Annotated in this window: 18 protein-coding genes; 13 read left to right on the top strand and 5 right to left on the bottom strand. The window is 59.8% G+C overall.

What is annotated here, in order from left to right; genetic code table 11:
- Nucleotide 1: 1 nt before the first annotated feature.
- The 4 genes from JSV08_08630 to JSV08_08615 all read right to left on the bottom strand — a co-directional run bounded on the left by JSV08_08630 (nucleotide 2) and on the right by JSV08_08615 (nucleotide 4,055).
- Nucleotides 2-1,675, bottom strand: coding sequence for a HAMP domain-containing protein (locus JSV08_08630; protein UCF80558.1), 1,674 nt, complete (start codon nucleotides 1,673-1,675; stop codon nucleotides 2-4).
- Nucleotides 1,676-1,861: 186 nt separating this feature from the next.
- Nucleotides 1,862-2,821, bottom strand: coding sequence for an aspartate carbamoyltransferase catalytic subunit (locus JSV08_08625; protein UCF80557.1), 960 nt, complete (start codon nucleotides 2,819-2,821; stop codon nucleotides 1,862-1,864).
- Complete coding sequence (pyrR, locus tag JSV08_08620) at nucleotides 2,818-3,378, bottom strand: bifunctional pyr operon transcriptional regulator/uracil phosphoribosyltransferase PyrR (GenBank protein UCF80556.1); 561 nt, start codon at nucleotides 3,376-3,378, stop codon at nucleotides 2,818-2,820. The genes JSV08_08625 and pyrR overlap by 4 nt, the downstream gene beginning before the upstream one ends.
- Nucleotides 3,379-3,566: 188 nt before the next feature.
- Complete coding sequence (locus tag JSV08_08615) at nucleotides 3,567-4,055, bottom strand: Rrf2 family transcriptional regulator (GenBank protein UCF80555.1); 489 nt, start codon at nucleotides 4,053-4,055, stop codon at nucleotides 3,567-3,569.
- Between the two features lie 627 nt (nucleotides 4,056-4,682).
- Between JSV08_08615 and JSV08_08610 the strand changes: the two genes are divergently transcribed.
- The 13 genes from JSV08_08610 to JSV08_08550 all read left to right on the top strand — a co-directional run bounded on the left by JSV08_08610 (nucleotide 4,683) and on the right by JSV08_08550 (nucleotide 22,372).
- Nucleotides 4,683-5,018: a hypothetical protein gene (locus tag JSV08_08610; GenBank protein UCF81871.1), complete on the top strand. Its 336-nt coding sequence runs from the start codon at nucleotides 4,683-4,685 to the stop codon at nucleotides 5,016-5,018.
- A 268-nt stretch (nucleotides 5,019-5,286) separates the two neighbouring features.
- The gene (locus tag JSV08_08605; GenBank protein ID UCF80554.1) at nucleotides 5,287-7,071 is read left to right on the top strand and encodes a cytochrome c3 family protein; all 1,785 of its coding nucleotides are present in this window, start codon (nucleotides 5,287-5,289) and stop codon (nucleotides 7,069-7,071) included.
- A 139-nt stretch (nucleotides 7,072-7,210) separates the two neighbouring features.
- Nucleotides 7,211-9,895: a cytochrome c3 family protein gene (locus JSV08_08600; protein ID UCF80553.1), complete on the top strand. Its 2,685-nt coding sequence runs from the start codon at nucleotides 7,211-7,213 to the stop codon at nucleotides 9,893-9,895.
- An 83-nt stretch (nucleotides 9,896-9,978) separates the two neighbouring features.
- Entirely contained in the window at nucleotides 9,979-11,367 is a 1,389-nt protein-coding gene (locus tag JSV08_08595; protein UCF80552.1) for a NapC/NirT family cytochrome c, read from the top strand.
- A gap of 181 nt (nucleotides 11,368-11,548) precedes the next feature.
- Nucleotides 11,549-12,034, top strand: a complete 486-nt coding sequence (locus JSV08_08590; protein UCF80551.1) for a Rieske (2Fe-2S) protein — start codon at nucleotides 11,549-11,551, stop codon at nucleotides 12,032-12,034.
- Between the two features lie 8 nt (nucleotides 12,035-12,042).
- The gene (locus JSV08_08585) at nucleotides 12,043-12,876 is read left to right on the top strand and encodes a cytochrome b N-terminal domain-containing protein (protein UCF80550.1); all 834 of its coding nucleotides are present in this window, start codon (nucleotides 12,043-12,045) and stop codon (nucleotides 12,874-12,876) included.
- Nucleotides 12,873-13,307 (top strand): hypothetical protein, encoded by a 435-nt coding sequence (locus tag JSV08_08580; GenBank protein UCF80549.1) that lies wholly within the window; start codon nucleotides 12,873-12,875, stop codon nucleotides 13,305-13,307. The genes JSV08_08585 and JSV08_08580 overlap by 4 nt, the downstream gene beginning before the upstream one ends.
- An 8-nt stretch (nucleotides 13,308-13,315) precedes the next feature.
- Nucleotides 13,316-14,599, top strand: coding sequence for a cytochrome c3 family protein (locus JSV08_08575; GenBank protein UCF80548.1), 1,284 nt, complete (start codon nucleotides 13,316-13,318; stop codon nucleotides 14,597-14,599).
- Nucleotides 14,600-14,679: 80 nt separating this feature from the next.
- On the top strand, nucleotides 14,680-16,653 hold the full coding sequence (locus JSV08_08570; protein UCF80547.1) for a 2-oxoacid:acceptor oxidoreductase family protein: 1,974 nt from the start codon (nucleotides 14,680-14,682) through the stop codon (nucleotides 16,651-16,653).
- A gap of 18 nt (nucleotides 16,654-16,671) precedes the next feature.
- Complete coding sequence (locus JSV08_08565) at nucleotides 16,672-18,264, top strand: 4Fe-4S binding protein (GenBank protein UCF80546.1); 1,593 nt, start codon at nucleotides 16,672-16,674, stop codon at nucleotides 18,262-18,264.
- A 181-nt stretch (nucleotides 18,265-18,445) separates the two neighbouring features.
- Nucleotides 18,446-19,969, top strand: a complete 1,524-nt coding sequence (locus tag JSV08_08560) for a 2-isopropylmalate synthase (GenBank protein UCF81870.1) — start codon at nucleotides 18,446-18,448, stop codon at nucleotides 19,967-19,969.
- A 265-nt stretch (nucleotides 19,970-20,234) separates the two neighbouring features.
- Entirely contained in the window at nucleotides 20,235-21,179 is a 945-nt protein-coding gene (locus tag JSV08_08555) for a hypothetical protein (GenBank protein UCF80545.1), read from the top strand.
- Nucleotides 21,180-21,328: 149 nt separating this feature from the next.
- A complete protein-coding gene (locus JSV08_08550; protein UCF80544.1) occupies nucleotides 21,329-22,372 on the top strand; it encodes a hypothetical protein in 1,044 nt (347 codons plus the stop codon).
- A gap of 93 nt (nucleotides 22,373-22,465) precedes the next feature.
- Here JSV08_08550 and JSV08_08545 read toward each other — a convergent pair whose 3' ends face one another.
- The gene (locus tag JSV08_08545) at nucleotides 22,466-24,568 is read right to left on the bottom strand and encodes a tetratricopeptide repeat protein (GenBank protein ID UCF80543.1); all 2,103 of its coding nucleotides are present in this window, start codon (nucleotides 24,566-24,568) and stop codon (nucleotides 22,466-22,468) included.
- Between the last annotated feature and the right edge of the window lie 473 nt (nucleotides 24,569-25,041).

Below are 25,041 nucleotides of genomic sequence, written 5' to 3'. Positions count from 1 at the left end.
GCTATATCTCCTTGACGAAGTCATGATTTCCTGGAGAGCGGTCGGGCAAAAGCGAGAACGGCCGGCGTGGAAACGTCAATACGAAGGTGCTTCCCTGAGATGTTGTTTCTTCGAGCTTAACCATGCCACCATGCTCTTCCGCGACGCGTTCAACAATTGTCAGACCAACACCGATGTTTTGTTCCGGCTTCAATTTGGTCGAGAAGAACGGTTCGAAAATCGTTTTCGTTATGTCTGCCGGGATGCCGCTCCCCGTGTCCCGGATGCGAATCTGCAAATAGTCACGCCCTAGCTCTGAAGTCACAATAGACAGCGTGCCACCTTCCGGCATGGCTTCAGCGGCGTTGACGACGAGGGCCATGAGCGCCTGCTTGAGGTGCTGCTCATCACATACCAGTTGGTCATCGCCCTTAAAGAGTTGGCACTTCACTGTGACGTTTTGCGCCGCCATTTTCGTGGTGAGCACCTGGAGGGAGTCGCGTACCACGTCATGCAAGCGGCACACTGCAAGCTTCGGAGACAGGGGACGAGCCAGGACAAACAAATTCTTTACGAGTTCGCCGCAGCGTGCGGCCTCGTCGGAAATTACGCGGGCGTGACGGCGTATCTCGTCGTACGCATCGTCCTTGGCGCTCGGTTGGCCCTCACCCACCTTTCCATCTAGCTGCCTGAGGATTATCTTGCTGTAAGTGCGGATGCTTGACAGCGGATTGTTAATTTCGTGGGCCACGATCCCCGCAAGCTTTCCAAGAGAGGCCATCTTTTCCATGTACAGGAAATGGGAGTGTGCTTTCTGAAGCTCTTCGGTCTTTTGTTTGACGCGGATTTCGAGGGCCTGAGACCAGTCGGCAAGCTTGTCGCGCGCCTCCGTCAATTCTTCCGTCATGCGGTTGAACGACTCCGCCAACTGCCCCAGCTCGCCGGGCGGCGAGACAGGAATGCGGTAATTCAGATTGCCCTGGGCAACGGCCTGCGTGCCGCGCCGGAGAGCCTTTATCGGCCGGTGCACGATGCGCCATACGAAAAGTCCCGCTGCCACGGAAACGGCGAGGACCAGAACGGCGAAATATCCCGCCGTCAATTTTTGTATGCGGGCAATATACGCGTCCGTTCTGGCAAGTGAAATTTGCACGTCCTTGACACCCAGGACCTTTTGCGTCGGCGGATGAGCATGGCAGGCGGCATCGGAGCACTCCGGCTCGTTCAAGATGGGAATAATCACACCCAGCAGGCGGTTCCCGGGCTCCAGCTCGAACACGCGAAACATGTCCTCACGCCGAATCTCTTCCCGGGGAGCCGCTCCGTCGTGATGGCAGGCCCGGCAAGCGGGTCCTCTGAGGTCGGCGCGTGTGCCTTCTTGAGAGGAATCCGTGGAAACCACGATGACGCCGTCCTTGTTGTAGACATGAACGGCGTGAATTCCCTTTTCGCCTTTCAACTCATGGATGAGATCTTTGAGCTCGTCCCTGCGGTTCCGGAGCATGCTTCGGCGCGCGGAGCGCCGGATGGTTTCCCCGAGTTGCTCGCCGCTGGTGTGAACGGATTCGGTGAGGACGTTTTTCAGAAAGTGCGTCACGAACCAGGCACCTCCCGCCAATCCCACCGTCAATGCGAGGGTAAGGAAAAAAAACAGGCGTGTCCCCAGCAGGTGGGGAAAGTAGTGCCGAATGCCCATGGTGCGTTTTCCGGTATGTGTTTCTTTGAACTTGAGAGAGATTGAGATCATGATACCTTTAAAAAGCTGTCTTGTCGAGCCGGAAACGTACGAATGCGCGGCCGCCCTCTTTTGCCAAGAGAGCCTGCCGGGCTGGGTAGTCGTTGGAGAGGAAGTGAAGAATGAAGGAAGCGGGAGGAGGTTTTCTTAGCCTTCCTCCTTTCCACTTCCACCCACCAGCAGGTACAGCACCGCCATGCGGACGGCGACGCCGTTTGCGACCTGCTCAAGGATGACCGAGTAGGGGCCGTCGGCCACCTCGGGCGCGATCTCGACGCCCCGGTTTAGGGGCCCCGGGTGCAGGATGATGACGTCCTTCCGGGCGAGGCGCAGCCGCTCCTCCGTGAGCCCGAAGAGGTTGAAATACTCCCTTGCCGTCGGGAAGGTTTTCCGATTCTGGCGCTCCATCTGTATGCGGAGCATCATGACGACGTCCGCCCCGTCGAGGGCCTCCTCGATGCGGTGGGTGACGTTCGTCCCGAGCACCTCGACGGCTACGGGCATGAGCGTGGGCGGGCCGCAGAGCGTTACGCGGGCGCCCATCGCGCGCAGCAGGTGCACGTTCGAGCGGACGACGCGCGAGTGGGCGATGTCGCCCACGATGGCGACGCGAAGGCCCTCCAACGTACCCTTGCGCTCGCGGATGGTGAGGGCGTCGAGGAGCGCCTGCGTGGGATGCTCGTGCGCGCCGTCGCCCGCGTTCACGATGGACGACTTCAAGCGCTGCGCGAGCATGTGGGGCACGCCGGCCGCCGCGTGGCGGACGACGATGAGGTCGGGCGCCATGGCCTCGAGGTTGCGCGCCGTGTCAAGAAGCGTTTCGCCCTTGGAGGTGCTCGAGCTGGACGCCGTAAAGCTCAGCGAGTCCGCCATGAGGCGCTTTTGGGCGATCTCGAAACTGGAGCGCGTGCGCGTCGAGGGCTCGAAGAAAAGGTTCACCACGAGCTTCCCGCGGAGCGCCGGCACCTTCTTGATGGGGCGCGTGGACACCTCCTTGAGCGCTTCGGCGGTGTCGAGCAGAAGCGAGATGTCTTCGGGCGAAAGTCCCTTGGTGCCGAGCAGGTGTCGGTGGCGAAAAGTTTTTTCCCGTTCCGCCGCGCCGTTCAACGCTTCTTCTCCTGTGCCGTCGCTTCGAGCACAACGCGGTCCTCGCCCTCAAGCTCGCGGCACATCACGTGAACGTTGTCTCCGGGCGCGGTTTCGAGCCTGAGGCCCGCGTAGTCCGCGGCGATGGGAAGCTCCCGGTGTCCGCGGTCGATGAGCACTGCGAGCTCGATCCGCTTGGGGCGTCCGAAGTCCACAAGCTCGTCGAGGGCGGCGCGGATGGTGCGCCCAGTAAAAAGCACGTCGTCCACGAGCAGTATGAACTTGTCGTCGAGGGAAAATTGAATTTCGGTGCTCTTGACGATAGGGTTCGGCCCGATCATGGTGAGATCGTCGCGGTAGAGCGTGATGTCCAGAATGCCCAGGGGGAGACGTCGGCCCGAGGTTTCCTGGATTTTGGCCTGAAGGCGCTCTGCCAGGAAGACGCCGCGCGTGCGAATGCCCAAAAGGGCGCAGAGGGGAAGCGATTCTTGGTGCCGCTTTAGAAATGCGCCAGCGATTCCATGGAGCGCCTCGTCCATCGCTTTGGCGTCCATCAACTCGCGCTTGGCTTTTGTCATGAGGTGCGCTCTAGGAGCATACCGCAGGGCCGGGGGGTTGTCAACCGTTCGTGCGGCCGAAAAGCCCCAGTTTTGTGGGCCTGGCTCGGAGCAAAACCAAGCGGGCGGCTCCGAAAGGAAACCGCCCGCCTGAACAAGGGAGGAGAGAAGCCGGATAGAAAAATCAATCTTGTGCTATCGCATCGAGTCTATGGCCGTGGGGCTTGCGCTATCTTGCGCGGCCCTTCGGCCGGTTCTTTGCCTTGTTTCTCCGCAAGTTTCTCGCGCTTGTAGTGCACGGCCTCCGCGAGCTGTGCGAGAGAGGTGATTTTCAAATACTCCAGAATTTGATCCCTCACGCAAGTCCATATCTCGTGCATCGGGCACGGAGTCTCGTCGTTGCATTCCAAAAAACCCACGGCGCAGCGCTCGTACACGTCCTCGCCCTCTATGGAAAACACGATCTCACTCAAGAATATCTCTTTCTTGGGACGCGCCAGCGCGAAACCGCCCGTCGGGCCCTTGGCCGAGTCGAGGATTTTGTGACGCGCCAAGATTTGCAGGATTTTTGAGAGAAAGTAGGGCGGCAGCCCTTCTTCCTGGGCAATATCCTTGATGGTCATGTAGTCTCCCTGCGGCTTTGAAGCCAAGCAGGTCAGCGCCCGGATGGCGTATTCGCACGTTTTTGAGTAGAGCATGGTTTATCCTCGCACCGCTTCCTTCTCCTGCAGGGAGGGGTCATTCGGGCCCTCGACAACGCACTTACACTTCATACACTTACACTGCGTAGAAGGAAACACTTATACGTACCCCCAAAATGTATAATAATACCTTTTTGTCGATTGTCAAGGTTTTTTAGGATTTTTTACGGCCTTTTCAACGAGCCTGATTTCGTGAGGAGCTAATGAGAGGGGTTGCCCGGTTGTCGTCCCGTTTCTCGTACCACCGGCGGAGTCCCGCCTCGAGATTCTTGCGCGGATGGCGGGTAAAGGCCGGCGTGGCTGCGGCGAGGTCGGGCTTGAACCGGGGATACTCGGACCGCGTGTCAACAGGATTTCCGTCAAGGAGCAAGGAAAAAGTTTTTAATGCATAGATAACTTTTTATATTGAAATGAACAGAGAAATGGTGTATACTGCGATGAAGAAAAAGGAACAAGCGCTTTTTTTCAGACCGAAAAACCAAGAAACGGAGGTTACGTATGTATAGGAACTTTGCAACGCTCGCAGTGGTTTCCCTGGCGGCGTGCTTCCTGCTTGTGGGGGTGTTCGCCGAGGGAGAAGAGGGGGCTGCCCCGACAAACATAGGCGCCGAAAAGTGCGGCAAGATGTGCCACAAGGTGCAGTACAACTCGTGGCTCGAGACCGACCATGCCAAGGCCATGGAATCGCTCAAGCCCGAGGAGAAAGAAAAAGAAGATTGTCTTTCGTGCCATCGCATGGCGGAAGGCTTTGACGGCGTCCAGTGCGAGTCCTGCCACGGCCCGGGAAGCGAGTATAAGAGCATGTCGGTGATGAAGGACCCGGAGAAGGCCAAGGCGGCGGGCCTCAAGATGCCCGACGAGGCGTTGTGCAAGACGTGCCACAATCCGAAAAGCCCGACCTACAAGGAATTTGATTTCGCGGCAAAAGTAGGGAAGGTTCACGAACACAAGACGGAATAGAATCATCACGCTTCGGATTCCCGCAGCAAGGTATCAGCTTGCGAAATAGAGGTGTGCCTTGAATCATGGAGACTTTAAGGCGGAGAGAAGAAGTAACGACTGTACGCAACCTGCCGGGTGTGCGCGCCGTGTAGTCATCGTTTTCTTTGCGGCCCTCGTAGCGCTTTTAGCCTCCCCTTTCCTTTGCGCCGAGGACGCGTGCCTTTCTTGCCATGGCGACTCCGACGCGGGGGACGCCTACGTTGACGCGGAGGCCTACGCGGCCTCCGTGCACGGCGGCTTCTCGTGCACGGATTGCCACGAGGGGATAACCGACTTCCCGCATGAGGTAGCGCCGACCCCGCCCGGCGAGCCCCAGGCGTGCGCCGCCTGCCACGACACGGCGCAGGAGGAATACGAACTTTCCGTCCATGCGGCTCTGCGGCGCTCGGGCGATATCCTCGTGGCCACGTGCACCGACTGCCACGGGACGCATGACATTCTTCCGACGGATGATGCCGAATCGCGCGTTCATCCCATCCACCTGCCGAGGACGTGCGCACGCTGCCACGCTTCCGAAGAGTTTCTGAGACGAGGCGGCATCGCACGCATCCGCCCCTTTGAGGAGTACGCCCTCTCGGTGCATGGACGGCTCCTTCTTGAGGAGAGCCTTGACATGGCGCCTTCATGCGCCACCTGTCACGAAAGCCACAGCGTTCTCGCCGCGGGGGATCCCCGGTCGCCCGTCCACCCCCAAAATGTTCCTTCGACGTGCGGCCTGTGCCACGGGGACGTCGAACAGGAATACGCGGAAAGCATCCACGGGCAGGCACTCGCGGCGGGCATCCGCGACGCCCCGACCTGCACGGACTGCCACAGCGAGCACGGCATCCGCCGCCACGAAGACCCCCTCTCGCCCGTTTCCATCGAGGCGGTCTCTCAAACCTGCGCCGCATGCCATGGGGCGGAGCGCCTTGTGCGGCGCTATGGACTTCCGGGCCGGAAGGTAAGCACCTACTTCGACAGCTTCCACGGCCTCGCCGATCGCTACGGCGACACCACTGTGGCAAAGTGCGATTCCTGCCACGGGGCGCACAACATCAAGCCTTCCACCGACCCCGAGTCCATGGTTCATTCTTCGCACCTTGCTGAGACCTGCGGCGCCTGCCATCCAGGGGCGGGGGAAACTTTCCCTTTGGGAACAATTCACGGCGACGAGACCGAGACATTCGGCGCCCTGGTGGTGTATTGGGTGCGCATAATTTATATTTGGCTCATCGCCGGGACGCTCGCGTTTATGGCCGCGCACAACCTCATCGACTTTACGGGGAAGATGCGCCGCATGTACGGAAAAATTCCAGAGGAGTATCTCCACTTGCGCTTTACCCTGAACGAGCGCTTCCAGCACTGGCTCTTAATGGCATCGTTCATCGTGCTCGTGGTGAGCGGCTTCGCCCTTCGCCTCGACTGGGGCATTCCCTTTGTGGCACAGGAAGTCAACGTCTGGCTGCGCAGTATCTCCCACCGTGTCGCCGCGGTGGTCTTCATTGCCGTTTGCCTCTACCATATAGGATATTTGCTTTTTGCAAGACGCGGGCGCGGGCAATGGCGCGAGATGTGGCCGCGCCTGCAGGATGTGCGCGATGCTTTGGGGAACTTGCGCTATCAGATGCACTGGTCGCACGAAGAACCTGCGTACGGACGCTTTGCTTACCAGGAAAAAGTGGAATACTTTGCCCTCCTCTGGGGCTCCGTGGTTATGATTCTCACGGGCCTTATGCTGTGGTTTGATAACCAGACGCTGCATTTCGGGCCTAAATGGGTAATCGATGTTGCTCACACGGTGCACTACTACGAGGCGATTTTGGCCACGTTTGCTATCATCCTTTGGCATCTTTACGGCGTGATGGTGAATCCCCACGTCGCTCCAATGTCCATGGTGTGGCTCACCGGCAAGGCCACGCACGAGCAGATGGAGGAAGAGCACGCCCGCGAGTGGGAGAAGATTCGGGGGGAAAGCGCCCCTCCGCCCGAAGGAACCGGCGCGCGGGGCGACCGAGGACCTTCCGAATAGGAATACGCAGCGGTTCTGCGTAACAAACAAGGAACGAGGAAAGAGGATGAGAAGCTTTTATCTGTGCGTTGTAATTTTGGTAACGGGAGGAGCCCTTCTCTCATCTCCCGCGCACGCACAAGATAATGACACCTGCTTAATGTGCCACTCCGACCCCGATTTGAGCGTCCAGCGGCGGGGACAGGTGGTGCGGCTTTTCGTGGACGAAGAGAAATTTTCCGCATCCGTTCACGGCGGCCTCGACTGCATCTTCTGCCACGCGGACCTCGACGGCGCCGAATTCCCCCACGAAGTTTCCCTCGAGCGCGCGGACTGCAGCCCATGCCACGAGGAACTGCAGGAGAAGTACGACGTCAGCCTGCACGGGCGGGCCGCCGCCCGGGGCGACCCCCTTGCCCCCCTCTGCCAGGACTGCCATGGCAGCCACGAAATTCTTCCGACTTCCGATCCCGAATCGGCCGTGGTGACCATGAAGGTTCCCTTTCTCTGCGGGCGCTGCCACCGCGAGGGCTCCCCCGTTACCATCACGCATGACATACCGCAGGAAAAGATTCTCGAGCACTACTCCCAGAGCATTCACGGCGAGGGCCTGTTCCATCGCGGCCTTTCCGTTACCGCGGTGTGCACTTCGTGCCATACGGCGCACGATATCCTTCCTCACACCGATCCCCGGTCGTCCATTGCCCGTCAAAACATCGCCAAGACCTGCGCCCGCTGCCATGAGCTTATCGAGGACGTGCATCGGAAAATCGTTGAGGGAGAGCTGTGGGAAAAGGAGCCCCATCGCGTGCCGGCCTGCGTGGACTGCCACGAGCCCCACAAGGCGCGCAAGGTGTTCTACGACCAGGGCATGGCCGACCGCGACTGCCTTAGCTGCCACGACGACGAAACCCTGACGGCCACGCGCGACGGCGAAACCGTGAAGCTCTATGCGGACAAGCGCGAGCTTGCCGGCTCCATGCATTCCAAGGTCACCTGCGCCCAGTGCCATACGGGGTGCAGCCCAGATAGGGTTCGCGCCTGCGAGACCGTGATTCCGAAGGTGGACTGCTCCGTTTGCCACGCCGAGGTGGTGCAGGAGTACACGGAGAGCGTGCATGGGTCGCTTGCCGCGAAGGACGACCCGAACGCTCCCCTGTGCGCCGACTGCCACAGCGAGCACGGCGCGCTGGGAAAGTATGATCCGGAATCGCCCATTTTCCCGACCAACATTCCCGCCCTCTGCGCTCTGTGCCACCGCGAGGGTGAGAAAGCCGCCGTTCGCTACGCCGGGGAGCAGCACGAGATTATCAAACACTACACGGAGAGCATCCATGGGAAGGGGCTCCTGCAGAGCGGCCTCGTGGTAACGGCGACATGCACCTCGTGCCACACGGCGCACCACGAGCTGCCCCATACCGATCCGCGCTCCTCCATTGCCCGTCAAAACATCGCCAAGACCTGCGCTCGGTGCCACAACGGCATCTACGAACAATTCGTCGCCAGCATTCATTCACCCAAGGTGTCGCGGACGGAAAAGGAGCTCCCGGTGTGCGACACCTGCCACACCGCCCACACTATTCGTCGAATCGATATTGCCGGCTTCAAGCTCGAGATCATGAAGACCTGCGGGAACTGTCATCTCGAAATTGCCGAAACATATTTCGAAACGTACCACGGGAAAGTCTCCCAGCTGGGGTATGTAAAAACCGCCAAGTGCTACGACTGCCACGGCTCCCACGACATCCTGCCCATTGAAAATCCCCGCTCGCTCCTTAGCCGTCAGAACGTCGTCGCCACATGCCAGAAATGCCACCCCGGGGCGACGCGGCGCTTCGCCGGCTATCTCACGCATGCGACGCACCACGACCCCGACAAGTATCCCTGGCTCTTTTTCACGTTCTGGGGCATGACGGGCCTTCTCGTCGGCGTGTTTACCGTGGGATGGTTTCATACGCTGCTTTGGTTTCCGCGCGCCATCGAGATGCGCCGCAAGCGCAAGCACGCGAAGATTCAGGAAGAAAGACAGTTTCGCCGCTTCACGCGGCTCAACAGCATCCTGCACGTCCTTATGGTTGCGAGCTTCCTGAGCTTGGCGCTTACCGGCATGACGCTCAAATTCTCATACACGAACTGGGCCTTGTTGCTGTCCAATGTTTTGGGAGGTTTCGAGTCCGCGGGCTACATCCACCGCTTGGCCGCGGTTGTGATGTTCGGCGTTTTCTTCGTGCACTTGGCGGACCTGGTAAAGAACAAACGGAAGTATTACGGCTCGTGGCGCGCCCTGCTTTTCGGCCCCGACACCATGATTCCCACGTTGCGAGACGTCCGGGAAGCCTGGGGCTCCCTCAAGTGGTTTGTCGGGCGGGGCGAGCGTCCCAGCTACGGACGGTGGACCTACTGGGAAAAATTCGACTACTTCGCCGTGTTCTGGGGCATCGCCATCATCGGCTCGACGGGCCTCATACTTTGGATGCCGGAGCTTTTCACGCTTCTGCTTCCGGGGTGGCTCATCAACGTTGCCACCATCATCCACAGCGACGAGGCGTTGCTCGCCACCGGCTTCATTTTCACCGTCCACTTTTTTAATACCCACCTTCGCCCCGAAAAATTCCCCATGGACATCACGGTTTTCACGGGGCGGATGCCTCTCGAGGAATTCGAGGACGAACGGCCTGACGAGCACCGGGCGCTGGTCGAGAGCGGGGAGCTGGAGAAATACCTGGTGGAGCCCCTGCCCTCCGTCGTGGTGCGGACCATTCGAGGGTTTGCCTGGGCGGCCCTTGCCGTGGGCTTTATCATGGTCGTCTGGATTGTCTACGCCATGGTAGCTGTGTATCGGTAGTGCGCCGCCGCCTCCCGGGGCAGCGCGCTTTCTGTAGATTATAAAAGGCAAAACTGCTATATTGTTTTACAGAGAGAAGCACAATGAAATTTCGCCGAATCGTCAGACGAATAATCCTGGGGCCGGAGGATTTGACGTGGGGAGCCAAAGCTTTCCACGCGGTGATTTTCGCGTTCGTCGCCCTCATCCTGGCGGTTCTGGGATTGGCGGAATACAGCACGCGGCCTGCGTTCTGCAACTCGTGCCACATCATGGAACCTTATTACGTTTCATGGTCGACGTCCTCCCACAACGAAGTGCCCTGCGTGGACTGCCATTATCCCCCCGACATTCGCGGCACCGTGTGGGTCAAATACCAGGCGCTCTCCCAGCTTGCGAAATACGTCACCCGCACCTACGGCACGAAGCCTTACGCGGAGATTGAAGACGCTTCTTGTTTGCGCGCGGGATGCCACGACACGCGGCTTCTTTCGGGCGAGGTGGAATACCACGAGCACGTCGTTTTCGACCACACGCCTCACCTCGCCGAGATGCGGCGCCAGAAGAGGCTCCGCTGCACCTCGTGCCATTCGCAGATGGCAATCGGGGACCACATGTCGGCGACCAAGGAGACCTGTTTTTTGTGTCACTTCAAGAATCTGGAACACGAAGCGGAAAAGGACATTTCCCGGTGCACCCTTTGCCACACGCAAACTCCGGAGACGGTGGAGCTCGACGGGTTCAAGTTCGAGCATGCGGCCTATGCCGGCCGCGGCATCCGGTGCCAGAAGTGCCACGGCACGATGGCGGTGGGGGACGGGCGCGTGGAGAAGAGCAAGTGCCTCAATTGCCACGCCGAGCCGGACCGGTTGGAGTTCTACAGCCAGGAAATCGTCCTCCACCGGAGGCACGTGACGGAGCACAACCTGTCGTGCGGCCACTGCCACGCCGACATCCTCCACGAGCGCAGGGCGACCCAGCGCGCTTTCGACGCTTCCTGCAGCTCGTGTCACTCGCAGATGCATTCCGCCCCGCAGCTTCTTTACGCCGGAAGGGGCGGCATCGGGGTTCCCGATATGCCCAGCCACATGTTCTTTATGAGTGTTGACTGCACCGGCTGCCACTTTTCCCATACGCGGCCGGACAAGAGGGCGAGCTTCGCGGGTCAAACCCTCGCCACGACGGAGGCGGCGTGCGTCGGCTGCCACGACAGCGACGCCAAGGGTCTGATGGCGGATTGGGTTGCGAGCGTGGACGAGATGCTCGAGTTACTGGGGAAAAAGATCCGGTTGACGGATAAAATCTACTCGCGGGCGCGGGGGAGGAACATTCCTCAAAAAACCTGGGAGGAGGCCACCCAGGCCTACGAGGCCGCCCATCACAACTACTCCCTCGTCCTCTACGGGCATGGCGTCCACAACGTGGAGTATGCCATGGCGCTCCTTGAGCGGAGCGAAGAGGACTGTGATACCGTAGCAAAGCTGCTTCAATAACATGAAATACGGCAGTCCTTGTTTATTTTGCCCTTTATTTTCATCTATGTCTTTGGTAAAATCCTCCCTTTATGGAAACCGTTGGATGAAGCGGAGGTGCTGTTGCCCCATCGGCTGCCTGCTGCGCCGCACGATTTTCCACGTCCACCACGCATCCCCGAGCCTCCGGTAAGATAGAAAGATGCAAGACAAGACGGGCCTCTCGGCCCCTACCCGAAAAGATAAGGGTGTAAACCTTGATAAGGTTTACGGGCGCCGCACGTTTATCGACTACATCATTAACAGCGGCTTCTTCCTCGCAATCGCGGGGACCATGTACCCTCTCTTTTCGTATTTTTGGCCCTCCGAGACGATACAGATGACGGGCTCAGGGCGTCTTACGCTGCCGCTCGGGGAGCTTCCGGTGGGAGCTTCCAAGAAGGTGGGCTTCATGGGCGACACCGTGATTGTGGTGCGCGTGAGCGAATCGGAGGTGCGCGCCCTGAGCGCGGCGTGCACCCATTTGGGCTGTCTCGTCACATGGAAAAAGGAGGCGCACCAACTGGTATGTCCGTGCCACGTCGCCAAGTTTGATCTGCACGGCGCCGTGACAGGCGGCCCTGCGCCGTCGCCTTTGCGGGTTTACAAGGCGCGCATTTCGGGCGACCACGTCTTCGTTGAGGCATGAAGCGGCCTATGGGAAATTCCGGAAAGCCCGAGACGTCCGAGCGCGAAACTTCCTCCGGGAAGAAGAGTCCCTTGCCGTCGTTTGAAGAAATCGAGAAGCGGTATCCGTTCGACGACATGGTGAGGCTCCTGCCCTTCTACAAAATTCTCATCGGCCCCATCGGGGAACGCCTGGGCCTTCGCTCCATCATGCATAGCTTTCTCGCCCACCCAGTGCCGGCGCACATCAACTACAGGACCGGATTTGGGACGGCCGCGTTCATGATGTTTCTTATCCAGATCGCGACGGGATATCTCCTCGCCATGTATTACCAGCCCACGCCCGACCACGCCTACGAAAGCGTGGTTCACATCACCACGACGGTGCCGTTCGGGTGGCTGGTGCGCAGCATCCATTTCTGGGCCGCGAACTTCATGATTGTGTTCGTGATGCTGCACATGATGCGCGTCTTCTGGCACGGGGCGTACAAGTATCCACGCGAATATAACTGGATGGTGGGCGTCTGCCTTCTCATGCTGACGCTGGCCGCTGAGTTTACGGGCTACCTCTTGCCGTGGAACCAGGTTTCCTACTGGGCCACGACCGTGGGCACGGAAACGGCGGCCGTGGTGCCGGTGATAGGCGAGCATCTGCTGCTTCTTTTGCGGGGCGGCAAGCAGATCTCGGCCGTGACGCTCACGCGCTTCTACGCCTTCCACGTGTTCGTCTGGCCTGCGGCCATTATTCTTCTTTTGGTCGGGCATTTTTTCATGATGCGGCGCCAGGGCTTCGCCGAACCCTATAGTGAAGATGCCCGCGACGCACGGCATGAACGTAACCCCCGCGAGGAAAACGCCTCATGAACGAGCAAGCCAAGAACGCGAAGGGCCGACGCCCCCGCTACCATCCCTTCTGGCCGCACCACGTGCTGCAGGAAACCTGTGTGGCCGTTGTGGTTTTTGCGGCGCTGCTGACGCTTGCGACGTTCGCGCCCGGTGAAATCGGCGAGAAGGCCGATCCCTACACCACGCCTGAGCACATCAAACCGGAGTGGTATTTTCTTGCGTCCTACCAGTTCTTGAAAGCGGCGGAAGTGACGGCATTTCTCGGTCCATGGGCTCCCAAGGTCATCGGTGTTTTCGGGCAGGGGATCGTGTTCGCCATTTTCTTCTTGTTTCCCTTCCTGGACCGCAACCCAGACCTCAATCCCTACAGGAGGCCCATGGCTCTCGTCCTTGCCGCGGCGGGATTGGTTGTGTGGGCTGTCTTCACGGTTTGGGGGCACTTCTCGTAGGAGAAAGAATGGGACGAGCCACGCGTTCCCCTTACCGTTTCCTGCTGCCCCTTGCTTTCCTGGGCGTGCTCTTTTCCTCTTCCTACGGTGCAAACTGGGACGACAACTCCTGCGTCGGCTGCCACACGGAGCTCGGAGACGAATACGTGGTTCCCGTGCATGGATGGCGGGAGAGCTCTCACGCGTCCGCAGGCGTGGCGTGCGAGCAGTGCCACGGGGGCAATCCCTCGTCGTGGGACGTGGAGGAGGCGATGAGCGAGGCGAAGGGTTTCGTGGGGCGGCCCGTGGGAGCGGAGATTGTGATGATTTGCGGAACGTGCCACGCGGACCCCGAAAGGATGCGGCCTTACGGAATTCGCACCGACCAACTGACCTTTTACCGGACGAGCCATCACGGGAAGGCCGTGCTGAAGCGCAGGAGCACCGATGCGGCGACATGCATAGATTGCCATGGAAGCCACCGGATACTCTCCCCGTCCCATCCGAAGTCTCTCGTCCATCACGGGAACGTTCCTGAAACGTGCGCGAAATGCCATGCTGACGAAGCGATGATGTCGAAGTACAACCTTCCGACCGATGCGCTTGCCGAATACAAAGAGTCCCATCACGGCATGCTCCTTTACCGGGACGACAATCCGCTCGTCCCCGATTGCGCGACCTGCCACGGCATCCACGGCGCCACGCCGCCCGGCGTGGAGGATGTGAGCCAGGTTTGCGGCAACTGCCACGGCAACACCGCCGAAAGTTACGCCAAGAGCCCCCATGAGAGGGCGCGCCATTTCTATGGGTCTCCGCGTTGTGTGGACTGCCACGGGAACCACCGCATCCTCTTTCCGAGCCGGGAGCTTTTTACGGCGGAAGACGGCTGCGCCTCATGCCACGCCGATGACCGCGGTGCCGAGATGGCCGCCGCTTTCTACCAGGAACTCGACCACACGGCGTCGTCGCTGGAGGAGGCGAAGGCCAGCTTGGAGGACGCCCCTGCCCGGCTGATTTACCTCGATCCTTTCCGCGAACGCCTGCGCGAAGCCGATTCCCGCCTCATCGAGGCAGGCCCCGTGTCCCATGCGCTGGATCTCGACGCCCTCAAGAAAATCACTTCCGAGGCCACGGCGATCGCCGATGAAGTCCATCACACCATTGAGGGGAAGAAGAGGGAGCTGGCCGTTCGCAAGGGGGCATGGTTCGTAGTCGCCTTTGTGGCGGTGTTGTGGGTCATGTTCCTCATTCTGAAGCTCAGGCAGATTCCCAACCCCTACGAGGAGCCGCGAGGCGCGGAAGACGAGCGGTAAGAAGAAAGAGGACGAGACTCGCCTTGACGAAGGCAAGGTGGGAAGCGTATAGTAAAAGAAAATAACAGGTGTTTCGTTCAGTGGTTAAACAGAATCCTCCTCAGAGCCCAGCCCCGTATCCCGGTGTGCTCACACCCGTGGACGGCTCCGAAGCCGTCGTCTGGGTGGAGACGCACATCACGCAGGGCGGCTGCGCCTATCCGATCACTCCCTCCACGCCCATGGGTGAGGGCTACCAGCGCGCAGTAGCGAACGGAAAGCGGAACCTGTGGGGAGAGGAGCTGTTCTTTTGCGAGCTCGAATCGGAGCACTCTTCCGCCTCCGCGTGCGAGGGTTTCGCCCTCGCAGGCGGGCGCGTCACGAACTTCACGTCCGGGCAGGGCCTCATTCTGATGAAGGAGGTTCTCTACACCATCGCGGGCAAGCGGCTGCCCGCGGTTTTCCACATCGGGGCGCGCGCCCTCACGTCGCAGGCGCTGAATATCCATGCCGGCCACGACGACGTCTGCGGCGTGGCTGACTGCGGCTGGGGCATGCTTTTTGGGCGCAACGCCCAGGAGACGGCCGACCTGGCCCTTATCGCGCGGCGCGCGGCGGAGGAATCGCAGACCCCGTTCCTGAACATTCAGGACGGCTTCCTGACCACGCACACCGTTGAGAGCGTGTTCCTGCCCGAGCCCGAGATGATGAAAGAGTTCGTCGGCCCTTCGTCCGGGCGCATCCCCGATCTTTTCGATCCGTCGAACCCCCTCATGTCCGGCTCCGTCCAGAATCAGGACGCCTACATGAAGGGCAAGGTGGCGCAGCGCTTCTACTACGACCATCTCACGAAATGCGTCCGGGACGCCATGGCGGAGTTCGAGCGCTTGACGGGGCGCGGCTACGGACTGGTCGAGCCGTACCGGCTCGAGGACGCCGAGGTTGCGATCGTGGGCATGGGCACGATGCTCGAGACTGCCAAGGCGACCGTCGATTGGCTTCGCAGCGCCCGCGGCGTTCCCGTCGGGTGCCTGCACGTGACCGCGTTTCGCCCGTTCCCCGGGCCGGAGATCGTCCACGCCCTCAAGCATCTCAAGGCGTTCGCCGTGGTCGAGCGGATGGACAACCCGCCGGCGCAGAGCAATCCTCTGACGGCCGAGATAAAGGCGGCGTTCGCGGACGCGCTCACCGGCGCGGAGGGTTACGAGGCCGTCGGAACCGTTCCGGCCATTTTTTCGGGCGTCGCGGGACTGGGGAGCCGCGACGTGCGGCCCGGCGACTTTGTCGCTACCGTCGAGCGCATGACGGGTGACACCGGCGGGCGGCGGTTCTTCGTGCTGGGGGTCGGCCATCCTGAGGCGCTTCCCCGGGCGGAGGATCCCGACGTTCGCTCGAAGGGGGCGTTCTCCATGCGTGGCCACTCCGTGGGCGGCTACGGCTCCGTCACCACGAACAAGGTGATCGCCACGCTTCTTGCGGACGTTTTCGGCCTGCACGTGCAGGCCTACCCGAAGTACGGCTCCGAGAAGAAGGGGCTTCCTACCACGTTCTTTCTCACCGCGGCGGAGGAGCACATCGGCCTGCACTGCGAGCTTGAGCACGTCGAGTTCGTCGCGGTGCTCGACACGAACGCCATCGGGGTAAGAGATACCCTTCATGGCCTGGCGGAGGGGGGAACCCTCTTCGTGCCGTCGCAGCATACGGAGCCGGGCGCGGTGTGGGACAGCCTGCCGGAGCACATGCAGCGCACGCTGCGGGAGCGGTCGATCCGCCTCATCGCCCTCGACGCCACGCGCATCGCGAAGGAGGAGGCACCCACCCCCGACTTGCAGGTGCGGATGCAGGGCATCGCCCTCCTCGGCGTGTTCCTGTACGCGTCGCCGTTTCGGGAGCGAAAGGGGCTCAGCCAGGAAGCGCTTCTCGAAGCCGTCGAGCGCGCCCTGCGAAAGTATTTCGGCCGGCGCGGTGAGGCCACCGTGCAGGCCAACCTGCGCGCCGTGGAGCGCGGCTTCAAAGAAGCGCTCGAGGTGCCGTGCGGGGGCGGGGAGACCGCCAGGCAGGCAGCGCGCGTATAGAAGGGAGGAAAGAGAAGCATGAAAGCGAACGAGGAAGAGAAGAACACGGCGGCGGGAAAACCGAGCGGGCTGGTTGACGTCGACGCGTTCATGGAGCAGGTGCTTGCGGCCTACGCCGACGGAACCGCAAGCGCCGCGCTGCCCGCCGACGAGTACGCCGCGCGGGGCCTCATTCCCGCGGGGACCGCGACGCTCCGGGATTTTTCCCACATTGCTCCCGAGATACCGGAATTCATACGTGAGAAATGCACCGGCTGCATGGATTGCGTCACGGAATGTCCCGACACCGCCATCCTGGCCAAGGTGGTTCCGGAGTCCAGGCTTGAGCCCGAGCTCTCGAAAGTCTCGGAGGGGGAGCATCGGGACTTTTTGAGAAACCAGTTCGCCGAGACGGTGAAGTACCACGGCATGCCCAAGAAGAAGGGGAAGGAACCGGGCCAGTTTGGCCTCTTCGTCGACCCCACGAAGTGCAAGGGCTGCGCGGAGTGCGTGACCGTCTGCGGCGACAAGGCCGCGCTCAAGATGGTCGCGAAGACGAAGCCCATGATGGACGAGCGGGCGAAGGCCTTCGAGTTTTTCGGCTCGCTTCCCGACACCCCGGTCGAGTACATCCACGAAAAGGTCCTGGCCGACATGATGCTCGCCGGCCGCTCGCTCCTCTACACCGGAGGAGGGGGTTCGTGCATGGGTTGCGGTGAGGCCACGGCGATCCGCATGATGCTCGCGGCGACGGGATACGTTTACGGCCCCGACAGCGCGGGGATCGTCGCCGCCACGGGCTGCAACACAGTGTACGGCTCCACTTATCCCTACAACCCCTTCATGGTCCCGTGGACGAACTCGCTGTTCGAGAACATCGCCACGGTCGCGATGGGCGTGCGCGGGCGATGGAACCAGACGGGCCGGGAGAAGAAGCGCCTCTGGGCGATCGGCGGCGACGGCGCCTTGCTCGACATCGGCTTTCAGGCCCTTTCCCGGATGCTCATGAGCGGGATGGACATCAACGTGCTGGTCCTCGACACACAGGTCTACTCGAACACCGGGGGGCAGACCTCCACCGCGTCGTTCATGAGCCAGGAGGCGAAGATGTCCTATTTCGGGAAGGCGCAGCCGGGCAAGACCGAGCGCCGCAAGGAAATCGGCCTCCTGTCCCTCATGCACCATCCAGACGTGTTCGTGGCGCAGACGACGCCGGCGCATGTCAACCACTTTTACCGCGCCGTGATGGCCGCGAACGAATACACGGGCCCCTCCGTGGTCAACGTCTACACGCCCTGCCCGCCCGAGCACGGCATCGGCGACGACGCGTCCGTCGCGCAGGCGCGCCTCGCCGTGAACACTCACGCGTTCCCCCTTTTGATACACGACCCGCGCCAGGGAGAGCGCCTGAGCGACCGCCTCGACCTCAAGGGCAACCCCGCCCTGAAGGACGACTGGTACGTCAACCCCAAGACCAAGGAGCCCGCTGACTTCATCTCTTTTGCCCGCACCGAAGGGCGCTTTGCCAAGCACTTCAACGCGAAGGGGGAGCCCTCCGAAACGCTCCTCAAGGCGCAGGAGGAGCGCCTCGCCAACTGGCGTCTGCTCCAGGAGTTGGCCGGGCTTCGGTAAGGGCGCGCCCGTCGGCTCTCGCGGCCGCTCCGGCAAGCTCTCAGTTCCGTTCAATTAGGGAATTTGTGGTAGGATAATAAATAAGAGAGGCGCGCGCCCAAATCAATTATATTGACTTAGTGATAGTTACATAAACGAAGGCTTTATAAACTTTCAACTGCTAACCGAGTGTATGGAGGCGATGAAAATGCCTGAAGTTATGGATACAACCTTGAGAGACGGGGAGCAGATGGATAACGTTTCTTTCTCACCCAGTGAAAAACTCAATATCGCGAAGAAATTAATCGAGATGGGAATTGGCAGAATTGAGGTTGCAAGCGCAAGGGCCGTGAAAGAGGACGAGGAAGCGCTTGGAAAGATATGCGCCTGGGCGAAAGAGAACGATAGATTGGACTCCATCGAAGTCTTGGGTTTCGTGGACAAGACGGAAAGCGTCGACTGGATTAACAAGAGCGGCGGGAAAGTCATCAACCTCTTGGCGAAAGGTTCCGAGAATCATTGCTCCAAACAGCTCGGGAAAACCCTCGATGAGCACTTAAGCGATATAGGCCAAACCGTGGAATATGCGGCGGGCAAGGGGATGCAGGTCAATGTCTATTTGGAAGACTGGTCGAATGGAATGATGCACTCGGAAGATCATGTTTTCCGGATGGTTAAAGGCCTGGAAGCAATGAAGGTAAGAAGAGTGATGCTCCCTGATACTCTGGGAATTCTAAGCCCCTGGACAACTGAAAAATATGTAAAAGAAATGCTTGCGAGGTTTCCGGAAACGCATTTTGATTTTCACGCCCACAATGACTACGATTTGGGCTCAGCCAATGCTTTATCAGCGTTGAAAGCAGGAGTGCATGGCATTCACGTCACGGCAAACACATTAGGAGAAAGAGCGGGCAACTGCTCACTGTATGCAGTGGTTGCGGGAGCTAAAGATTATCTGAATCTGGACCTCAAAGTAGAAGAAGAAGGTTTTTATGAACTCAAAAGAATGGTTGAAACAGCTTCGGGAATTCGGATGCAGCCGACGGCTCCGATTGTAGGGGAGAATGTGCATAGGCAGACGTCGGGGGTTCATGCGGACGGGGACAGAAAAGCGCGCCTATACATGAATAAATTGAGTGCCGAAAGGTTCGGGAAGTCAACTACAACAGCATATCCTCTGGGAAAACAGTCTGGAGAATCCTCTATTCGGATGAATCTGGAGCAGATAGGCCTTGAACTTGATGATGAAGCCTTGAAGAAAGTTACAAACAGAGTGAGGGAATTAGGGGGAGTCGGCAAGACAGTAATGCCGGAAGACCTGTATTTTATTGCCAAGGACATATTTGAGCAGCCAAAGCAGATGCCTTTCAGATTCTTGAACGCGAAATCTGATATTAGTATGACCGGGGCAAGAATAGGGTATGTCAAAATATTGCTCAATGGCGAGGAATTGGAAGCAACAGGCACGGGAGCAGGCGGCTATGATGCTATCATGAATGCATTGAGATCGGTGATGGCCCAAAAAAACGTTCAGCTTCCGGAGCTGACGGACTATCAGCCGAGAATCCCTCAGGGAGGAAAGACGAGCGCTTTGGTAGAGACTGTAATAGAATGGAAACACGATGACAGATATTTCAGCACCATTGGAGTGGATTCCGACCAGACGATATCCGCGGTAAGGGCAACGGAGAAAATGGTGAACATCATACTCATGAAATATAAATAAAGCCTATACTGCCTCTTATTGCGATATTACAAGAATCCGGCTACTGGGAACTGACCCCCAACCCCTGGCCCCCGGCTTCCGGTCGCGGTGGACGCAGAGCGAAACGCGACGAACGAAAAAACGGAAGCTTGACGGGGCTGCCTGAGAAGAGCTACGATGAAACGCTCCCGTGGCAATATCGCTCGAACAAGCGGGTTCGGGAGGTTGAAGAGAAGGCCATACGGGAAATCTCGGTTAACAACATTCAATGGAAGAGGACAATGACATGAAGCGTGTTTCAGCTTGCATCGTAATTCTTCTGCTTGCGGCCGCGGTCGGGTTTTCGGAAACGGACACGGAGAAGGCCAAGGTCCGCGTCGCCGTGATGGACTTCGACACGTCGGCCCTCCACGGGTCCTGGCCCTACGGCTGGTCGTACACGCAGCTTCAAACCGCGGCGGCGGACAACCTCGTGACCGAGCTGGTCAAGAGCGGGAAATTCTCCGTCATCGAGCGCGAGAAGCTGAATCTCGTGATGAAGGAGCAGAACCTGTCGATGTCGGGCGACATCGACCCGGCGACCGCCGTGAAGTTCGGAAAGCTTCTCGGCGTGCAGCTCATCATCACGGGCTCAGTCACGGAATTCGGCATATCGGACTGGGGCGGGGCCGTTCCCCAGGTGGGCAAATGGAAGTGGGGAGGGGGAATCGGCGGAAAGATGGTGAGCAGCAAGGCCTCCCTCACCGCCCGCCTCATCGATACGACCACGGCGGAGATCATCAACGCCTACGAGGCGGAAGGCAAACAGAAGTTCGGCAGGGGGATGTTCGCCGGGTCCGGCTTCGGCAAGAACTACGATTCGGGAATCGCGTCGAAGGTGCTCGCGAAATCCATCGACAACCTCGCCGCCGAGATCGTCGCCGACGCCGAGGACATCGAGCCCTCCACCGGCACCTGGGTGCCACCGCTTGAGGGCAAGGTCGCGGCCGTCGTTTCCGACAGCAAGATCTACCTCAACCTGGGCCAGGGAAGCGGGCTCGAGGTCGGGGAGAAGCTCGAGGTGCTGCGCGTCGGCCAGGAGATACGTGATCCCGATACCGGAGAGGTCATCGACGTGGAAACCATGAAGGTGGGCACGATCACGGTGACCGAGGTGAAGGAGAAATCCTCGATCGCGTCCGCGACGACGGGCTCCGGATACCAGAAGGGCGACATCGTCCGGCGGCCGTAGTTCCGCCTCGAGCGCGGCTCTCATCCCCCGGCGAGACGACGGTGGCCTCGCCCGGGCCGGCTTTTTCATTCCGTTTGACCCAAACGCTTCCGTGTGATAGCTTCTTAATGCACGGACAGTAAACAAACCAACCACGAAAGGAGATGCAAATGCGAAAAACCTTTGTGACAACCCTGGCCCTGGCGATGGTGCTTGCGGCGCCGGCGCTTTTTGCCGACGAGGCGCCCGAGAACTACTTCGAAGTCTCGGGCGACGCCTGGTTCACCGACTTCAACGGCTTGAGCGACCGCCTCGCGGGAGTTGCTGGTTATGTTTATCCCGCACCCTACAACATGTACCCGTACATGCCCTACTATATGGGAATCGGCAACTCCGATTCTCCCCTCTTTTTGGGGCTTGATGACGAGGACGACGTTGCACCCGTGATTGAGTTTAACTACATCCGCAAGGGAAAGCACGGCTTTGGCGTAAGCTACGCCGGAGCAAAGGAAGAGGATGAGGTAGCCCGGGATGACGCCCCTCTTTACCCATCGACTCTCGAGCCGACCTTCTGGACGGATTTCTTGCTGGGGTTTCCCCTCGTCGCTACTGACGTGAGGGCGAACTTCGAGGCCGAGCTGACGGAATGGAGCGTCTACTACATCCGCGTTTTAAACCGTGACAACGACGATTCCCAGTGGCGGGCGCTGCTCGGATGGAGCGTCATTGATTACGACCAGACCGAGCGACAAAACTGGGGTTGGCTTTTCTACCCCCCGGACTACATGTACACGGCCACGGGCGAAAGCGACATCGGCGCGAACGGCCCGATGATCGGGCTGACGGGCTCCCAGCGCCTTGGACCCGTCGAGGGGTTGAGGTTTCACGGGAGCGCCTCGTTCGCTTACCTGTCGGGGAGCGCGGAAGCCAAGCGAACGGAAACCCACGATCCGCAAGGAATTTTCGGTAGTCCGATGGAAATTTTCACCGTATCCCGTGAGACCGACGAGACGGTGACGAAGATGAATTTGGCGCTTGGGATCTCCTACACGTTCAACTTCGGTCTTGAGCTTCGCGGGGGATACCGCCTCTCCCGGTGGGACAACCTGCCGAACTCCCCAATCGTCAACGCGGCCGCGAACGCGGAGGACAGGGACCGCGACGTTTCGCTCGAAGGTTTCTACCTCGGCCTCGGGTGGCGCTGGGGCGGATAACCATCCGGCGGACGGCCGCGGGAAAAGGCCGTCGCCGGTTCCCGAAAATTTATCGCGGAGGCGGGCTCGATCCCGCCTCCGTTTTTTTCTGAGCTACGGCGCGGTTTGGGAAAGGAGCGCTCGAATCTCCGGCTGCTGCGGCGCCTTGGCCAGGGAGCGCTCGAAATACGCCGCGGCCTCGGATATTTTTCCGGCCTCGAGGGCCGTCCTTCCCAGCTCGTTCAGCACCGCGACGTTGTCCGGGGACGCTTGTTCGGCTTCCCGGAATTGCTCGAGCGCCTTCTCGAAATCCTCCATCCTCCGGTAGAGGATGCCCAGGTTCGCATGGTACTTGTAGTAGCCGGGGTAGAGGCGAAGGGCCTCCAACAAAGCCGCCTCGGCCTTCCCGTGGCGCCCGCGCCCGCCGTGGAAGACGCCCAGCATGTTGTAGAACGAGGACGCTTCCTCATCGTCCTCGGCGTAGGAAACACCCGCCTCGAGCTCTTGCACGGCCTCGTCGAGTCGTCCCAAACGCGCATGGGCCATGGCGAGACGGTAGCGCAATTTGGAGGTGTGCGGAACGGCGTCGACGCCACTTTGGAGCACGGCGAGAGCTTCCGCATCCTCTTTTTGCGTCTCATGGATTTCTGCGATCTCCAGGCAGGCCGTCACGTTGTCCGGCTTCAGTTCAAGCGCCTCCGCGAGATACTCCTTGGCCGCGGCGAGATCGCCCTGCTTGCGTTCTATCATTCCCATGAACTGGTGGGCCGTTGCCGAGGAGGGATCCAGCTTCAGCACCCCCCGGAAAACGGCCAGGGCCTTGTCCCATTCCTCGTCATGAAACAGGATCGTCCCGCGATTAATCCTCCATAGGGTGCGTTCCTTGCCCCTCGGATCACCGCCCTCGTCTCCTTCCCCGCCGCCGATGTATCCGAGAGCCTGGAGCTCCTCGCGCATGGCGTCGATGTCCGTTTGCACCTCCGTGGTGACCTTCTCCCTGGGAACGTCCGCATAGTCAGCCACGGTTGGGGCGTTTTCCCGATCGGAAACGTCCAGGGCCTCCCAAATCACGCCGCCTTTGAGCTCTTTGGAAAGAGGGATGCCTGACAGATAGAGCGCCGTGGGCGCGATGTCGTAGATGGAGGCCTCTGAGATGCGGTGCCCTCGTTTGACGCCGCCTCCGTAGAGCATGACCACTCCGTCGAGGCGGTGCCACGCGACGGGATTCTCCTTGGCCTTGGCCGAGACGAGAGGCCTGCGGTCGCCGCCGCGAAAGCCGTGGTCAGAGCAGATGACCAGCGTCGTGTGCTCCCCCATCATCGCCATAAACTCCCCGACGATGCCGTCGAGAAAGACGTAGCACCGATCCACGGCTTCGCCGAACGCCCGGATGTCCTCCTCGGGGAGGCCGGGAAGCGGCGGCGGCGAATAGTCCGCGAAGAGGTGGGAGAGGGCGTCGGGAAATTTGAAGTACACGCCGAGGAGCTCCGGACGAAACCTTTCCACCAGGTAGGGCGTGGCGGCGCGTTGAAAGTTCACCACGGCAAGATGCGTATAGAAATGCCGCACGGCGGCCCGGCTTTCCTCGGAAAGGTCGTCGAAGGGCGGATTCAGAAAAACCGACAACGCCTCGTCGGATTGTTTGGGCGGGGCGAAGCGCTCCATCAGCTCCAGCTCCAGCTCCGGCGGGTACGTGAGGCCCATGGGCTCCTCGGGCGGATTGTCGACGGGGTACGTGCTGATCTGGTTCGTAATGAGAAAACTGTTTTCAACCAGTTCGGCCGGCCATGAGGAGTACCAGCCTACGGCGCCGCACCGGACGCCGTAGTGCGGGGCAATGTTCCAGAAGGCCGGCGCGCGCCGCCCGAGCGACGAGGCGGGACGCATTTTCCCCTTCTCGTCCTCCTCGAAGAAATGGAAAATCCAATGAGTCTCGGGGTGGCGCCCCGTGGTGACGCTCGTCCACACGATGGGTGAAAGCATGGGCTGAATCGTTCGCAGGTCTCCCCATGCACCCTCCTCGCGGAGCGTTTGAAAATTGGGGAGCTTCCCCTCGGCAATCAAACGGTCGAGCAACAGATTGTCGAGACCGTCAAACCCGAGCAGGATCATGCGGGGAGGGGAAGGACGGGCGCTTCGACGGTATAGGAAATACCCTCCTCCTAAGAGGATGAAAACCAGGATGATGCCCAGGAGCACCTTGAGGAGTTTATGCATAGTGGCTTGGTTTCTTTCAGCCGTACCCTGATAAAGTGGTCTGCGAAAATGTCATCCTACCATCGCCTTTCTCGATGAGCAAACGGGAATTCCGTCGGATTTGGACGACGCGATTCGGGTTCTTCAAGTGTTGGCGATTTCCCTCTATACGGGCTGCCGGGCTCGCCGCCGTGGAGCAGCCGTCCGCTTCAAGAGAATCTCACGCAACGAACGTGAGCCAGTAGGGCACGATGCCCGCAAGGGCAATGATAAGGAGGTCGCTCATGAAGTTGCCGCGCGTGCCTGGAAAACCGTCCATTTCAGCTTTTTCCGTTTCAGTTTCTTTTTCTTTTTTTTCTTAATTTAACTTGACAAAGCAACCGGGAATGCGTATAATAATAGAGAAGAAGCCCCGTTTGTCTTTTTTTTGCTTAACGAACAAAAGGGGCGAGGTGGAATCTTGAAAGCAAGGCTCGGAGGAAACTGCGGGAGGT

The organism is Acidobacteriota bacterium (genome assembly GCA_020349885.1).
Lineage (GTDB): Bacteria > Acidobacteriota.
Note: the sequence above shows the minus strand (reverse complement) of the source record. Positions and strands in the feature narration are given on the sequence as shown.

Coding starts and splice junctions, on each gene's coding strand:
- JSV08_08630 (UCF80558.1), bottom strand. CDS start 1,675: ATGGGCATTCGGCACTACTTTCCCCACCTGCTGGGGACACGCCTGTTT.
- pyrR (UCF80556.1), bottom strand. CDS start 3,378: ATGACAAAAGCCAAGCGCGAGTTGATGGACGCCAAAGCGATGGACGAG.
- JSV08_08615 (UCF80555.1), bottom strand. CDS start 4,055: ATGCTCTACTCAAAAACGTGCGAATACGCCATCCGGGCGCTGACCTGC.
- JSV08_08610 (UCF81871.1), top strand. CDS start 4,683: ATGTGCCACAAGGTGCAGTACAACTCGTGGCTCGAGACCGACCATGCC.
- JSV08_08600 (UCF80553.1), top strand. CDS start 7,211: ATGTGCCACTCCGACCCCGATTTGAGCGTCCAGCGGCGGGGACAGGTG.
- JSV08_08595 (UCF80552.1), top strand. CDS start 9,979: ATGAAATTTCGCCGAATCGTCAGACGAATAATCCTGGGGCCGGAGGAT.
- JSV08_08590 (UCF80551.1), top strand. CDS start 11,549: ATGCAAGACAAGACGGGCCTCTCGGCCCCTACCCGAAAAGATAAGGGT.
- JSV08_08585 (UCF80550.1), top strand. CDS start 12,043: ATGGGAAATTCCGGAAAGCCCGAGACGTCCGAGCGCGAAACTTCCTCC.
- JSV08_08580 (UCF80549.1), top strand. CDS start 12,873: ATGAACGAGCAAGCCAAGAACGCGAAGGGCCGACGCCCCCGCTACCAT.
- JSV08_08575 (UCF80548.1), top strand. CDS start 13,316: ATGGGACGAGCCACGCGTTCCCCTTACCGTTTCCTGCTGCCCCTTGCT.
- JSV08_08565 (UCF80546.1), top strand. CDS start 16,672: ATGAAAGCGAACGAGGAAGAGAAGAACACGGCGGCGGGAAAACCGAGC.
- JSV08_08560 (UCF81870.1), top strand. CDS start 18,446: ATGAAAATGCCTGAAGTTATGGATACAACCTTGAGAGACGGGGAGCAG.
- JSV08_08555 (UCF80545.1), top strand. CDS start 20,235: ATGAAGCGTGTTTCAGCTTGCATCGTAATTCTTCTGCTTGCGGCCGCG.
- JSV08_08550 (UCF80544.1), top strand. CDS start 21,329: ATGCGAAAAACCTTTGTGACAACCCTGGCCCTGGCGATGGTGCTTGCG.
- JSV08_08545 (UCF80543.1), bottom strand. CDS start 24,568: ATGCATAAACTCCTCAAGGTGCTCCTGGGCATCATCCTGGTTTTCATC.